Below are 13,455 nucleotides of genomic sequence, written 5' to 3' on the forward strand. Positions count from 1 at the left end.
AACTGGACCGTATAGCCCGGTAGAAGTTTCCGAATGAATCAGCTAGGAAACGCTAACAGGTACCGAAAACGTCCGTTAGGTTGCATACTATGTCGCTCAAGCTGCTCTTACTCCTCAATTTCGCGCTGGCTGTTTACCTCACGGGCCTAATCTGGACGGTGCAAGTGGTGCATTATCCGAGTTTCGCCCAGGTGGCTCCCGATAAGTTCGTAGCCTTTCACCAGCAGCATTCCAACCGCATCGGTTGGGTGGTAATGGCCCCGATGGTGCTGGAACTGGGGCTGGCGGCGTGGCTGGCCTGGCAGGGCCGCGCACTAGGCACGGCCGTGTGGTGGAGCCTAGCGTTGGTGCTGCTGATTTGGGCGGCCACTTTCTTTATCTCCGTGCCGTTCCACAATCGCCTGGCCCACGGCTACGACTACGTGGCCATCGACGGGCTGGTGCGCACCAACTGGGTCCGCACCCTGGCCTGGACCGCCCGGAGTGGACTGCTGGGCTGGTTGCTGTGGAAACTTTTGTGAGTGGTGAAGCGGGTTGCTGGCACACCTTGGTGCAGTAGGAGGGGTAGAGCTAATAGCCAAACCCAGCGGGTGGTCTTGCGAATAATATGAAGTAGCCCACCGGCTTAACTGTGAAGCGATTGTGATGAATTTGTTACCATTTAATGCAAGCTCAACCTAACTCATTGAGGCCGAACAGCGTATGGCGCAAGAGTTTTACGTCATCTTATCTCACGCATCTCCACCATGAAACAACCTAAGCAACCGAATTCAGCCGGCAACGACTCTTTCAACGCTAGTCACGCCAATTCAGATAATACCTCGGACAGCAACGGTGCTGGGAAACTGGTCGATCAAGCCAAGCAGTGGCTGAACCAGGGCAGCATGGGCGACATGCTCACCCAGATTCAACTGCCAAAGTCTCTCAAAGATGCTGGCACCGGCGCTTTGTCGAAGGTCAACAAGCTCAGTACCACGCAGAAAGTTGTTGGTGGGGCTTTGCTAGCTGCGGGCGTAGGCTATCTGGCAGTGCGCAGCCGCAAGTCTAAATCAACTGGGCAAGCGGCCACTTTGCACGAGTTGTTGCTTTTCGTCAATGACCGGATTGAAGGCTACCAGCGCGCCGTTGATGAAAGCCAGGACGCAAAGCTGCAAGGCTATTACAAGCAGCTCGTAAGCCAGAGCCAGAAGTTCGCTACTAAGCTCAACACGTACCTGCGCCAGCAGGAGGGGAGCGAGGAAAGCGGCACTACGTTGAAAGGCAAGCTCTACCGAGCTTGGATGGACACGAAAGCTGCCGTTACGGGCGCCGATGAAAAAGCCATCCTGGGTTCTAATATCTACGGGGAAGAGTGGGCCATAAAAGCCTACGAAGAAGCTCTCAGCGACAATACTTTGGCCGGGCCTCTACGTTTGGAAGTGGAACGCCAGTACGCTCAGTCGCAGAAAACGTACAAAGAATTGCAGAAAATGGACGGCAAGCTGTAAAGCGGTCCGCTTCCAAATACACGAAACCCCGTTGGGAGTGGCACGTAGTGGTGCGCTCTTGGCGGGGCTTTTCGTTGCTGTATAACCCACAAGCCGCTTGTCCTTCCGACGCAGGAGGAATCTGACTTGATTCGTTGAAAGACTTCACTCAGATTCCTCCTTCCGGTCGGAAGGACAAGCGGCTTGTGAATCCTGTCACATCTGCAAGTGTGCCTTGTGTTCTATATCTTCCGCTCTTTCGCGCATCTATTATTGCTTGCTGAATGCTGCCTCCCGCTACTGATTTCCTACCCGAACTAGAGTTTCAAACCAGCCGGAGCAGTGGTCCTGGCGGCCAGAACGTGAACAAAGTGGAGTCCCGCGTGGAGTTGCGCTTCCGCCTAATGGATTCCGAACTGCTTTCCGACGAGCAGAAGCAAACACTGCAACAAAAGCTCGCCTCGAAGCTCACGGCGGAAGGCAAACTGCTGGTGGTAGCCCAGGAAGACCGGAGCCAGCTGCGCAACCGCGAAATTGCGCTGCGTAAGTTTCATGAGATGCTAGCCAAAGCTCTGCACAAACCCAAGCCCCGCAAAGTCACCAAGCCAAGCAAAGGCGCCGTTCGTCAGCGGCTAGAATCCAAGAAAAAGCACGGCGAGAAAAAGGCGAATCGGGGCAAGCTGAATTTTTAGCTTCCGTCGCGGGTGTTGCCAAGCTAAGTGCCCTGCTTGATGTGGCGTCCGCTCGCCCAAGCATCTCGCTCGAATCGGTGCGCAAGCGTTAGGGTTTACTACCCTGGCAAGATGCTTCCACTCCGCGCAGCATGACGGGTAGTTTGGCAACGGCAATACACGCCAAGACGCATTAAGAGTGAATATTCCTGTTGGTTTGATTAGCAACTCTCAATTTAAATCCAACCCGAACAATACGCCGAACCAAGGCTTGCGCTGATAAACCCAGTTGGGGCCATCGGGGCCGAGTAGCTGATCGGCCCCGATGGCTAGCCCCAAGTTGAAAATGCGAGCATCATAAATAGCCGCGGCCCCAACGTGTACCACAAAGCCTTCATACTCAGCTATGCGGGCTTGCTGGTTGGTAACATCGGGGTTGATGATGGTGGAGCCCAGGCCTGTGAACAGCCCGTATCCTAAGCCTACCGTCCGGACCTGCGGTTGCTGCTGACCATTCAGCAACAGGCGGCTATTGACGTGGTAGAAATCGAGGCGGCGGCCGAAATAAAGCGCGGCGTTGAAGTTGGTATTGAGCTGCACGGGTACGGGCCCCTGGGGCGGACGCGCTTTGAAAGGAATGGTAAAGACATCGAGGTCAAATTTGCCATCCAGCAAAATGACGTGCTGACCCCGGTGCAACGGATAATTGAAGCGGCGCGGCGTACCGTTCGGCGGCTGCAAGAGAAACGCCAGGGAATCATGCTTCTGCTCCACATACACGGCTCGCTCCTTACCGATAGTAGCCGCCAGAGCCGGGTCATTGGTGCGGAAAAACTGGTAGTTGCCGGGCTCCAGATTTGGCAGGTGTCCCACCGCAGCGCAGCCTACCAGCCACCCGCCGACAGCCATTAACTGGGCTAGCAATAGGAGCCGACGGGCAACGCCTCGGCGCGAAAAGTTAAAAAGCAGCATACCAGCGGCGTTAAAGGCTCTGAACACGAACGTTAAATCCAGCCTTTGCGCTTGAACCACATATAAATCCCGACGGATATCACCACCATACTCACCATGGCTACCGGATAGCCAAACTTCCAGGTTAGCTCGGGCATGTACTCGAAGTTCATGCCGTAGATACCCGCAATAAAGGTGAGGGGCAGGAAAAAAGCGGAGAATACCGTTAGTACCCGCATGGCCTCATTGGTGCGCTGCGACGACAACGAGAGGTACAGGTTCATAAGGTTGGTAGCGCCTCCGTCGAGTTGCTGATAGAGGGTTTCCACTTTCACTTGCAAATCCTGCGTGTCTTGCAGCAGCGTGCTATCGGTGGTATTGGCCGCCGTTTGCCGCCGCAGCATGATCAGGATGTCGCGCGTGAGCAAGAGCAACTGTTTGGCGGCCGAGGCCTTGCGTTTCAGAAAGTATAGACCTTGGAGGGCATTGGGCACTTCCTGCTTCAGGAATATTTCGGTTTCGTAGTCGTCCAGCTCTTTCGTAAGGAGCATGGCGGGTTGCACATAGCTATTGAGAGCATAGCGCACAATATGAATGGCCACCTCCACGGGCGAGTCGCATTCTTCGCCGGGGGCGCGGGCTACATTTTTCAGGGCACTTAATACCGGATGAGGCCGCCGGTGTACCGTAATTAAGTATTTGGAAGTGTAGAAAATAGCAATCTTGGTGGTGAGCTCCTGGATGGTGTCGGCCTGGCTGTTTTCGGGCATGCTGAACACCCGCAGAATAACGAAGTTCAAGCCGTTGGTGGCTTCGAACTTGGGCAGGTGCGTGGGTTCCAAACAGTCGCGCACCAAGGAGTCGGGGAGGTCGTACTGCTCGGCCACGGCTTGCAGCTCGGCCGCAGTGGGGCTAGTGATGTCGAGCCAGGCAAAGTCGGCTTCTTGCCGCGTGAGAAGATTTTCAATCATATACAAAAAGCAGTCGGTGCACGGCATCGTGTAGGTTCTGGCCGGCTTGCGTTTACTACATACGGCTTGGGGCGGCGGAAGAGTTGACCAATGGCGCGAAGCTTTCCGTTGCGGTCCACCCGCAAAGCGCCCGGCGGCAGGCTATTCCGGTGGTTCTTGGTTCGGCAGCCCTTGGGCGTAGACCCGTGTAAGCCAAGCCCGAAGTTCAGGTTTCTCAAGCACTTGAGTATGGATTGCAAGTGTTGAGCTTGCGCTGGTCTGACGTAAGCTCGGCACTTAACTTTCTGTCTGCGTTGATGTTAGAACTATATTTCCTACGCGCCGGCCTTTGATTTCTTATCAAGAGGAAGCGCTGCAAATCCTTTTCCAACCCTTTCAAAAACACGCATATGAACAAACTGAATGAACCCACTCCGCGTCGGAATTTTCTGACCAACTCCGTGAAAGGCACCTTGACGCTCGGCGTCGGTATGTCCACCTTGGCGTCACTGCTCCAGTCCTTCACCTTCGCCGAAGACGAAGATTCGGGCTTGCTTTTGCAAGGAGCAGGCGCTGTTACCACCGAGGCGCAGTTTCGGGCGGCCGTAGCGGGACCAGTCAACACGTCGATGATGAGTAGCCAACTGGCTGTTGCGCAAGCCACTAATCCGTATGCCAAGCAGTTCGCGGGTTTCGAGCTAGAAGAAACTAAAGGCATGATCAGCATCTTGAAAGACCTGGGCACCACGCCCCCGCCCCCGGATGCCAAAGCGCAAGCCATGATGACGCAAATGAAAGCGGCCACCGGCGCGGCCTTCGACAAAGCCTACATCACCGCCCAGCTCCAAACCCACCAGTTGCTGCAAACCCTCACCCAAGGCTACCTCGCCAGCCCCGCCCCCGCCAAAACCAACATGATGGAAATGCACGGCCGCCACATTGCCACCCTGGCCTTGGCCACCATCAAGGAGCACGTAGCCATTACGCAGCGCCTCTCTACGGTAGTAGGGAGCTGAGAAAGTAACGGAGTAGGTCGTGCTGTCATGACGAGGAACGAAGCAATCTGTCCTCTCAAAGCGAGGACTTTCTTAAACAGACAAGCCCTCGACGAATGGTTACGTAGAGGGCTTGTCGTATTTCTAGGGTTGGCGCACTAGAGAAAGGATTGCCTCGTCCCCTGGCTTGATGCGCCACATCTCCTCGCCATGACAGCACGACTTACTCTGCTACTCCCTACAGCAGCGTGCCGCTCAGCACCATAGTAGCCACCGAGAAGTAGATAATCAGTCCCGTTACGTCTACGAGCGTGGCCACGAACGGGGCAGACGCCGTGGCGGGGTCGAGGCCCAGGCGCTTGAGGAGCATGGGCAGCATAGCCCCAGCCAATGCGCCCCAAAGCACGATGCCCAGCAGCGAGAAGCCGACCGTAACCGCAATCAGCTGCCAATACGGGCCGAAGTAGCCGGGGTCGACGACGGTGGCCCACAGCACAATGCGGAACGAGCCTACGACGCCCAGAATCAACCCGAGCAGTACACCCGACTGAAGCTCCCGCCGCATCACCAGCCACCAGTCGCTGAGCGTGAACTCGCCCAAACTCATGGCCCGGATAATGAGGGAAGTAGCCTGCGAGCCGGCATTGCCCCCCGCCGAAATAATAAGCGGAATAAACAAGCCCAGCACCGCGGCCTTCTGCAAGTCGTCTTCGAAATGGTGCATAGCCGACGTGGTTAGCATCTCGCCGATGAGCAGAATAACCAGCCAGCCGGCCCGCTTCTTCACCATTCCCCAAATAGAGGTAGCCAAATACGGCTCGTCGAGAGCTTCCGAACCGCCCAGCTTCTGGATGTCCTCGGTGTCTTCTTCTTCCCGGATATCGAGGATGTCGTCAATCGTGACAATGCCAAACAGCACCCCTTCGTCGTTGACGACGGGCAGGGCCACCCGGTCGTTGCGCCGGAACACGTCAATTGCCTCTTCCTGGTCCTGCATAGCCTTAAGGTAGACGTAGCGGTGGTCCATTAGCTCGCGCACTTGCTTGTGCGGGTCGGCCAGCAAAAACTCCCGAATACGAATATCGTCGATGAGTACGCCCCGGTTGTCGGTTACGTAGAGCACGCTCAGCGTCTCCGACTGCCCGCCGTGGCGCCGGATATAGTCGAGTACCTGCTGCACCGTCCAGCTCTCGCGAATGGCAATGTAGTCGGGCGTCATCAGGCGGCCCACCGAGTATTCGGGGTAGCCGAGCAGCTCCAGCGTCACCTTGCGCTCTGGCTCCGAGAGCGTCTGAATCAGTTCCTTCACGAAATCATCGGGCAGGAACTCCAGCAGCGCCGTCCGGTCGTCGGGCGACATTTCGTTGAGGATGTTGGTAATTTTCTCCTGGGTCAGGTTGGTGAGGAAGTGTTTTTGCACTTCCAGGTCCAGGTACTCGAACACCTGCGTGGCCAGCTTGAGCGGCAAGAGCCGGAAAATAATAAGCTGCTCCCGTTCTTCTTCTTCCTCAATCAGCTCCACCAGCTCGGCCGGTTCGTAATTTTTGAGGAGTTCCTTGAGTTTAAAAAACTCGCCCTCCTGAATCAGGGACGTAATATGTTCGGTGGTCGGATTCTGATTCATGAAAAGTAGAAGGGCAGTGTCTCGCTAGGCAGATGGAATTAGTGACCAAAAGGCGCGCAAAAATAGCCGGATTCCCTTGGGTTTCCGCGGCTCAACAGCACCGCATCAGAAAAATAGTGGCTATAACGCGAAGCCATTGCTTGGCGCACAGCGAAGCAGGTTCCGGCGCCCAAGGGCTTGCCAGACAACATTGATTACGCTTTCCGACCCACCATACCAGCTACCCGTAGCGCCGAAAGCCGCCGTCCGACAGGCTTACCGTTTGCGACGCTCACGCTGCCTAGGCGCAGTCCAGCAAATAAGTAGCATTATCGTTGGAAAAAGTGGTTTGTTCTGCACATACGGCGGAGCCACGAGGCGAGCCGCCCACTATCCTGCCCGTGTGCGATGCGCAACGCTTGTCTTGCCAGCAATCAACTTGCCTCGTGTAGTTTCAGCTTGCTCAAGCAGCTTCAAAAATTGCTCTGTTATTTATTCTTTAGGAGCCAGCAGGCATTCCAGCCAAAATTCCGGGCGGCCCGTACATTTGAGCCGTTCTTCCCGTGCTGCCCATGCCCCAATCGACGCCTGCTGCTTTGCCACTCGGCACACTCGTTGCCCTCGGCGGTGGCGACGATGATGCCCTGCTGGCTTTGCTCTGCGACATGCTGCCCTCCCTCGATACGCCGGTTGAAATCCTGACCACGGCTTCTCACGACCATGCCCGAACGGCCGCGGCCTACGAAAAAGCTTTTCGGGAACTTGGCTGCACGGCCGCTCGCCACTTGCCGCTCAACGAGCGGCACCCCGCCGATGCGCCTGCCACCTTGCGCCGCCTCGCCCGCGCGGGCCTCGTGTTCTTCACGGGCGGCGACCAGGAGCGCATCACCGATTTCATTCGCGGCACCGAATTTCTAACCCAGTTAAAGCACCGTTTTCGTACCGAGGCCACTTTTATAGTGGCGGGTACCAGCGCCGGCGCTGCCGCGCTGCCCGACCATATGCTAGTGGAAGGCTACGGGTGGCGGGCGTTGCGCAAAGGTGGGATTCAAACCGTGCGGGGCCTCGGGCTCCTGCCAAACCTGTTCATCGACCAGCATTTCGTGGAGCGTGGCCGGTTCGGCCGCTTGATGCACGCCTTGCTAACCCATCCGCTTTGTTTGGGCTTGGGCTTATCAGAAGAAACCGGCATTATTGTTCGGGGTGGTACGGTGGCCGAAGTGTTTGGCGACGGCGTAGTGATGACGATTGATGCGCACCACTTGCGCGGCAATAACATCGGGCGGGCCGGCCGGGGCGAGCCAGTGAGCGGGCAAGATCTGCGCGTGCATATGCTGGTGGCTGGTCAGCAGCTAGACCTGCGCACCCGGCAGGTTACCAACAACGAGCAAGACTGAACAATTAGCGACCAGTCGGTGGCAATCCTACTATCAGTGCTAATATTGCCAAAGAATAGCCAGCTGATAGTTTGGGGCCTACTTACGAAGCTTGTTGTTCTACTGCGCCGGGTTTTCCGGAGCCGGCAGAATACGCTTTTATTTATATAAAGTGTGTTTCAAAATTGTTAGGCAAGCCTACTATCCTTGGTTTTTTTAGCATACATTTAATGCCATAACCCCAAATTCTCACCCACATTCCTTTTTATATGAGCTTCAAATTTTTACTCCTCGCAGGGGGGGTGCTGCTTTCAAGCACGGCAGCTTCGGCGGGCGGCTACCAAGTAACGCTAGCCGGGCAGAAGAATAACGGTATGGGCGGCGTTGGTGTGGGCTTGTCCCTCGACCAGGCCGCCATGTTCTACAACCCTGGTGCCTTGGCTATGGTGAAGGATCGGGGCGTGCAGTTGGGTGTAAATGCCACGCTGGCCCGGAATGCTTTCGTGGCGGAAGGTGGCAGCCAGCAGCGCCAACTTCGTAATAGTACCGTAACGCCATTCAACCTGTACGCAGGCTTTGGGCCAGCCGAAGGCAAATTCCGGGCGGGCATTGCGGTGTACACGCCTTTCGGCAGCAAGCTACAGTACGCCAACGGCTGGGAAGGCCGCACCTCACTTACTGACATTACGCTGGAGTCGATTTATGTGCAGCCGACGTTCAGCTACGCTATTACCGACAAGCTAAGCATCGGCGCGGGGTTGATGATACTGGCTTACGGCTCCGTAAATCTACAGCGCGACATCCCATTGCCTGATTCCTTCGGCCACATCGAACTAGATGGCAAAGCCGAAAACAAGATCGGCTACAACGCAGGTATCTTTTTCAAGCCTTCCGATAAGTTGAGCGTCGGCATCAGCTACCGCTCCAAGATTGACGCGCAAGTGAAGGGCGGCGACGTGACCTTTTCAAACGTGTCGGCGAGCTTCGCTTCTCGCTTCGAAGCTACCAAGTTCGACGCCACGCTGCCCCTGCCCGCTACTACCAGCATCGGTATCGGTATTATGCCCAACGAGAACCTGACCATCGGGCTGGATGCCAACTTTGTGGAGTGGAGCAAATACCGTGTGTTGCGCTTCGACTTCGACAAGCAAGTGAATGGTAATACCTTCAGCGAGTCGAAGCGTTTCTACGAAGATGCCCTCACGTTTCGGGTGGGCGGCCAATACAAGCTTACCAGCGGCCTAACCGTGCGGGCCGGCGGCTCCTACGACATGACTCCGGTGAAGGACGGCTACGTGACGCCCGAAACGCCTGATAATGACCGTATCAGCGGTACACTCGGGGCTTCGTACTCGTTCGGCAAATTCGGCGTGGATCTGTCAAGCCAGTTCGTTTCTATCCAGAAGCGCACCCAAACCACGCAGGACCTGCTCAACAACGGCACCACCGACCGGATTGCCGGCACTTACAAAACCAACATCGTAATTCCGGGCCTGGGCCTGAACTACAACTTCTAATCGCGCCTCGCTTCCCACCTCATGACTACTTTTCTATTCCGCAAATACGCCCCGGTTGTGGCGCTGATGGGTCTGGGCCTCACCGCCTGCCAACCCGACCTGGAGGACGATTTTACGCCGAGCGCCGGCTCCGCCGATTTCTCCCGCTACATTGCCGTTGGCAACTCCCTCACGGCTGGCTTATCTGACGGAGGGCTCTACCTGGAAGGACAGTTAAGCTCTTATCCTAACTTACTGGCTGGGCAGTTTAGGGCTGCTGGCGGTGGCGACTTTGTGCAACCGCTGTTTCAAACCGGGCAGGAAAACGGTTCGGGCTATCTTCGCCTGAGTGGTTTTACGAGCACTGGTTCACCCATTACGGCCAGCGTCACAACTAATCTAGCGTTGCGCTCAGGGGCTACGGCTGCTCGCCCACTCTACACGAAGTTTACGGAGCCGGTGAACAATTTGGGGGTACCTGGTATCCGCCTTTCAGATATCGAAACGGCTGGTTATGGTAGTTTTTTGGGCAATCCTTATTTCGAGCGCCTCACGCCTGATGCCCAGGCAGCCCAAACGTATTTAGCTCGCGTGACGGCGTCAAATCCTACTTTTTTCACCAATTGGCTCGGCAACAACGACGTGCTAGGATTTGCTACGGCGGGCGGAGGCGCAAGCTTTCTGACAACAACTGCCGTCTTCACCGACAGAAACAACAAAATCATCGACGCGCTGACGGCTAACGGAGCAAAAGGATTGGTTGCCACCATTCCCGATGTGACCAACATCCCATTCTTCACGACCGTTGGGCCCTCGTTCCGCGCCAGCCTGACGGCCGGCAATGCGGCCGGCGTTGTTATTACAACCGGTGGGTTTAGCGTCACGGCGGGAATGCCGCCTACACGGCGTACTATTCTTACCAACACTATCCGGGACGCAAGTGGCAACGGTAACCAGCTTTTCACGTTAACTGCTTCGCCGTACTTAGCACTCTTTAATCGTCCTGGTGGCAGAGCTTGGCGAGATGTCTACAACCAAGCGCGGCCTTCGCTGCCACCGGCTGTTACCTTGAGCGTGTTCTTGGCGTTGCAAGGAGTGGATACCGCCCAGGCTTTCGGTGCCAGCTCTGGCAACCCAATTCCTAGCACGCTGGTGCTGGACGATACAGAACAAACATTAGTCCGCACGGCTACTACCGCATTCAACGCTGCTATCATAGCCAAAGCCAACGAGAAAGGCTTAGCCATCTTCGATGCTAATGCGTTCTTCGCTGGTGTTGCTGCATCGGGAATTGTTACCAACGGAGTTGCCAACAACACCAGCTACATTTCCGGTAACCTGTTCTCGCTTGATGGGGTGCATCCTACGCCCCGTGGCTACGCCATTATAGCCAATGAAATGATTAAGGCCATCAATGCTAAATACGGTTCTAGCATCTCGCAGGTGAATCCTACTGATTACCGCGGAGTTAGATTTCCTTAGTAGTCTCTGCCAAATAGCAAAGCCCGTCTCCAACTACTGGAGGCGGGCTTTGCTATGAATGACAGTTTGCTAAGACTATGATTGCGGAGTTAACTGCACTGGCTGTAGTACCTCGGGTAAAGCCGGTGCCGGCTGACCCGCCAAGTGCGCTGCTATTACTTGCGCGTGGTAGCGGCCATTCTCGATAAACCAGCGGCTGGTGTTGAGGCCACCGCACACAGTGCCCGCTAGGTACACGCCGGGACGGTTGGTTTCCAGCGTTTCAGCGTCGTGCGTGGGGGTTTGGGCGGCGTCGAGCTCACAGGTGATGCCGAGGGCGGCTAGGAAGCTGAAATCGGGGTGGTAGCCGGTGAGGGCGTAGACGTAGGTAGCCGGAATTGTTAGTGGGCCTTCCGGGGTGCTAACTTCCAAGGTATCAGACGTGATGCGCTGAATGGTGGTGTTGAAATGCGCTTTGATGCGGCCTTCCTTGATGCGGTTCAGCAAATCGGGCCGGATCCAGTACTTCACCGAATTGCTGATTTCCGCGCCCCGAATTATCATCGTCACGCGGGCGCCGGCCCGCAACAGTTGCAGCGCCGCCTTAGCCGACGAATTTTTGGCGCCTACCACTACCACGTCTTGGTGCGCATGGGCGTAGGGCTCCTTGTAGTAATGGCTAACGTGCGGCAGGTCCTCGCCGGGCACGTTGAGGTAGTTGGGCACGTCGTAGAAGCCGGTCGCTACTACAACGTAGCGGCAATTGATGCGCCCTTTCTCGGTCACGACTTCGTAGTTGCCCGGTTCCCCTTCTAGGCCTGTTACTCGTTCGTAGAGGCGCAAGCTCAGGTTTTCGGTTTGCGCCACGCGGCGGTAGTAGTCGATGCCGTCTTCGCGCAGGGGCTTGTAGCTGCTAGTCGGGAAGGCGTGCCCCCCGATTTCCAGCAACTCGGGCGTCGAGAAAAATTCCATGTTGGTGGGGTAGCCGATAATGGAATTCACCAAAGCGCCCTTATCAATCACCACGGCCGTCAGTCCGCACCGCTGCACCTCCAGCGCGCAAGCCAAGCCTACTGGGCCGGCTCCTATTACAACTACATCAATCATATTCAACCTTTCGTAAACAAGTGAAGGTGTCTGCTACTGTCATTGGCTAACGCCCTTTCGTATCAAAGTAAAGCTTAACCTACGTACGGTCAGCCTAGTCGGGCGCGGTAGCCCGTGCCATACGTCGCCTAGCCGCTAGGCACCTGAGGGCTAACTGGCCCTTACAGTTCATCCCAACAACTTACGTTCTTAGTAAACAGGCAAAGCCCACCCGCGGGTTTCGCAGATAAGTGCGAACTTGCTTCTTGGTTTGATTTCGAGACTATGCGCACTTGCGACTTATGCGGACATACGGCGTTTCGGCCGCGCCCTTTCTATTACACCCTAGAAGGCCAGCGCTTGCAGGGCATGCAATGCCAAAACTGCGAGTTGGTGTTTCTGGACCCGCAGCCCACGCCGGCCCAACTGGAGCGGCTCTACGGCAAAGAGTACTTCACCGAGCGCCCCAACTACGACCGCACGGCCCAGGACCGCAAGTTCATTGAGGAAGGCGCGGCCCTCGACCTAAGCCAGCCCCGCGCCGACAAGTTCACCGATTACATGATGCGCCACTACCCCAGCCGCCGCTTCCGGTACCTGGAGGTAGGCTGCGGGCCGGGCTACACGCTTAAAAGTCTGCAAAGCCTAGGTTGGGAAACGCACGGCCTGGAAATATCCGCCCACGCCGCCGACTTTGCCCGCCGCGAGCTGGGCTTACCCGTGGTGACGGGCAACATCGAAACCACCGAAGATTTCCAGGAAAACCAATTTGACCTAGCGTATTTAGGTGACGTGCTGGAACACTTACTGTCGCCATCGGCGGTGGTAGCAAAGTTCGGGCGCATTCTGGCGCCGGGCGGCTTGCTGGTGCTGGCTTTGCCGAGCGTACTCAATTTGCCGAGTATGCGGGCCGGTTTTGCGCTTTATGGCATGCTCGGTCGGCAGCGCCGCATGGATTTGCCGCCCTATCATCTCTACGAATTCACGCCTACCACTATTCGTAAGCTGCTAGCCAAGCACAAGTTCGAGGTTGTGGATCTACTGAACCCCGTCAAGAAACCGCAACAAATCCGGTTAGGTGGCAACCCGGTGGAGCAAGCAGGCAAACTGCTCGGCCAGTATCCTACCTACTGGCTCAACCAACTCACCGGCCGTTTCGGCGACCGGATGTTTGTGGTCGCGAAGAACGCGAAGTAGCTACCACGCCTTGGGTCTTGCTGAGGTTTGTGTTTCGTTCAAGGTGTGGTTATATGGTACAGGCTGCCCAAGCAGTGCGTTTTACAAATGCTTTTAGCGGTAAAGTTCAATAAATTATTGTGGTAATATAATGCTTGGCTGTCAATTGCTTGTATTGCCAATTCGTCTGAATGGGCTTTAGGATAAAATAAAAAGCATTTTAT

General features: G+C 56.0%; 12 protein-coding genes. 8 read left to right on the forward strand and 4 right to left on the reverse strand.

Translation table 11 applies throughout. The annotated features are described in order from the left end of the window. Positions 1-89: 89 nt before the first annotated feature. The 3 genes from ACFE7X_RS11860 (at position 90) to arfB (ending at position 2,158) form a co-directional block, all read left to right on the forward strand. On the forward strand, positions 90-521 hold the full coding sequence (locus ACFE7X_RS11860) for a hypothetical protein (protein WP_375435882.1): 432 nt from the start codon (positions 90-92) through the stop codon (positions 519-521). Positions 522-746: 225 nt separating this feature from the next. Then, positions 747-1,487: a PA2169 family four-helix-bundle protein gene (locus ACFE7X_RS11865; protein ID WP_375435883.1), complete on the forward strand. Its 741-nt coding sequence runs from the start codon at positions 747-749 to the stop codon at positions 1,485-1,487. Between the two features lie 263 nt (positions 1,488-1,750). Further along, a complete protein-coding gene (arfB, locus tag ACFE7X_RS11870) occupies positions 1,751-2,158 on the forward strand; it encodes an alternative ribosome rescue aminoacyl-tRNA hydrolase ArfB (protein WP_375435884.1) in 408 nt (135 codons plus the stop codon). A gap of 210 nt (positions 2,159-2,368) precedes the next feature. On the opposite strand, the gene ACFE7X_RS11875 is transcribed toward arfB, so the two are convergent. Beyond that, positions 2,369-3,109, reverse strand: coding sequence for a hypothetical protein (locus ACFE7X_RS11875; protein ID WP_375435885.1), 741 nt, complete (start codon positions 3,107-3,109; stop codon positions 2,369-2,371). Positions 3,110-3,141: 32 nt separating this feature from the next. After that, positions 3,142-4,059: a CorA family divalent cation transporter gene (locus tag ACFE7X_RS11880; RefSeq protein ID WP_375435886.1), complete on the reverse strand. Its 918-nt coding sequence runs from the start codon at positions 4,057-4,059 to the stop codon at positions 3,142-3,144. Between the two features lie 389 nt (positions 4,060-4,448). Between ACFE7X_RS11880 and ACFE7X_RS11885 the strand changes: the two genes are divergently transcribed. Further along, positions 4,449-5,054, forward strand: a complete 606-nt coding sequence (locus ACFE7X_RS11885; RefSeq protein WP_375435887.1) for a DUF4142 domain-containing protein — start codon at positions 4,449-4,451, stop codon at positions 5,052-5,054. A 217-nt stretch (positions 5,055-5,271) separates the two neighbouring features. Here the strand turns inward: ACFE7X_RS11885 and mgtE are convergent, their stop codons facing one another. Continuing rightward, positions 5,272-6,657, reverse strand: a complete 1,386-nt coding sequence (mgtE, locus tag ACFE7X_RS11890) for a magnesium transporter (RefSeq protein WP_375435888.1) — start codon at positions 6,655-6,657, stop codon at positions 5,272-5,274. A gap of 551 nt (positions 6,658-7,208) precedes the next feature. Between mgtE and ACFE7X_RS11895 the strand changes: the two genes are divergently transcribed. From ACFE7X_RS11895 to ACFE7X_RS11905, 3 genes are all read left to right on the forward strand, one after another. Next, positions 7,209-8,033, forward strand: a complete 825-nt coding sequence (locus ACFE7X_RS11895; RefSeq protein ID WP_375435889.1) for a cyanophycinase — start codon at positions 7,209-7,211, stop codon at positions 8,031-8,033. Positions 8,034-8,281: 248 nt separating this feature from the next. Continuing rightward, positions 8,282-9,529 (forward strand): OmpP1/FadL family transporter, encoded by a 1,248-nt coding sequence (locus tag ACFE7X_RS11900; protein ID WP_375435890.1) that lies wholly within the window; start codon positions 8,282-8,284, stop codon positions 9,527-9,529. 21 nt (positions 9,530-9,550) lie between these two features. Then, entirely contained in the window at positions 9,551-10,990 is a 1,440-nt protein-coding gene (locus ACFE7X_RS11905) for an SGNH/GDSL hydrolase family protein (RefSeq protein ID WP_375435891.1), read from the forward strand. Between the two features lie 75 nt (positions 10,991-11,065). Here ACFE7X_RS11905 and ACFE7X_RS11910 read toward each other — a convergent pair whose 3' ends face one another. After that, positions 11,066-12,076, reverse strand: a complete 1,011-nt coding sequence (locus tag ACFE7X_RS11910; RefSeq protein WP_375435892.1) for a YpdA family putative bacillithiol disulfide reductase — start codon at positions 12,074-12,076, stop codon at positions 11,066-11,068. A gap of 264 nt (positions 12,077-12,340) precedes the next feature. Between ACFE7X_RS11910 and ACFE7X_RS11915 the strand changes: the two genes are divergently transcribed. Beyond that, positions 12,341-13,252, forward strand: a complete 912-nt coding sequence (locus ACFE7X_RS11915) for a class I SAM-dependent methyltransferase (RefSeq protein ID WP_375435893.1) — start codon at positions 12,341-12,343, stop codon at positions 13,250-13,252. Positions 13,253-13,455 lie beyond the last annotated feature (203 nt).

This window comes from uncultured Hymenobacter sp. (genome assembly GCF_964242765.1).
Lineage (GTDB): Bacteria > Bacteroidota > Bacteroidia > Cytophagales > Hymenobacteraceae > Hymenobacter.

Coding starts and splice junctions, on each gene's coding strand:
- ACFE7X_RS11860 (WP_375435882.1), top strand. CDS start 90: ATGTCGCTCAAGCTGCTCTTACTCCTCAATTTCGCGCTGGCTGTTTAC.
- ACFE7X_RS11865 (WP_375435883.1), top strand. CDS start 747: ATGAAACAACCTAAGCAACCGAATTCAGCCGGCAACGACTCTTTCAAC.
- arfB (WP_375435884.1), top strand. CDS start 1,751: ATGCTGCCTCCCGCTACTGATTTCCTACCCGAACTAGAGTTTCAAACC.
- ACFE7X_RS11875 (WP_375435885.1), bottom strand. CDS start 3,109: ATGCTGCTTTTTAACTTTTCGCGCCGAGGCGTTGCCCGTCGGCTCCTA.
- ACFE7X_RS11880 (WP_375435886.1), bottom strand. CDS start 4,059: ATGATTGAAAATCTTCTCACGCGGCAAGAAGCCGACTTTGCCTGGCTC.
- ACFE7X_RS11885 (WP_375435887.1), top strand. CDS start 4,449: ATGAACAAACTGAATGAACCCACTCCGCGTCGGAATTTTCTGACCAAC.
- mgtE (WP_375435888.1), bottom strand. CDS start 6,657: ATGAATCAGAATCCGACCACCGAACATATTACGTCCCTGATTCAGGAG.
- ACFE7X_RS11895 (WP_375435889.1), top strand. CDS start 7,209: ATGCCCCAATCGACGCCTGCTGCTTTGCCACTCGGCACACTCGTTGCC.
- ACFE7X_RS11900 (WP_375435890.1), top strand. CDS start 8,282: ATGAGCTTCAAATTTTTACTCCTCGCAGGGGGGGTGCTGCTTTCAAGC.
- ACFE7X_RS11905 (WP_375435891.1), top strand. CDS start 9,551: ATGACTACTTTTCTATTCCGCAAATACGCCCCGGTTGTGGCGCTGATG.
- ACFE7X_RS11910 (WP_375435892.1), bottom strand. CDS start 12,076: ATGATTGATGTAGTTGTAATAGGAGCCGGCCCAGTAGGCTTGGCTTGC.
- ACFE7X_RS11915 (WP_375435893.1), top strand. CDS start 12,341: ATGCGCACTTGCGACTTATGCGGACATACGGCGTTTCGGCCGCGCCCT.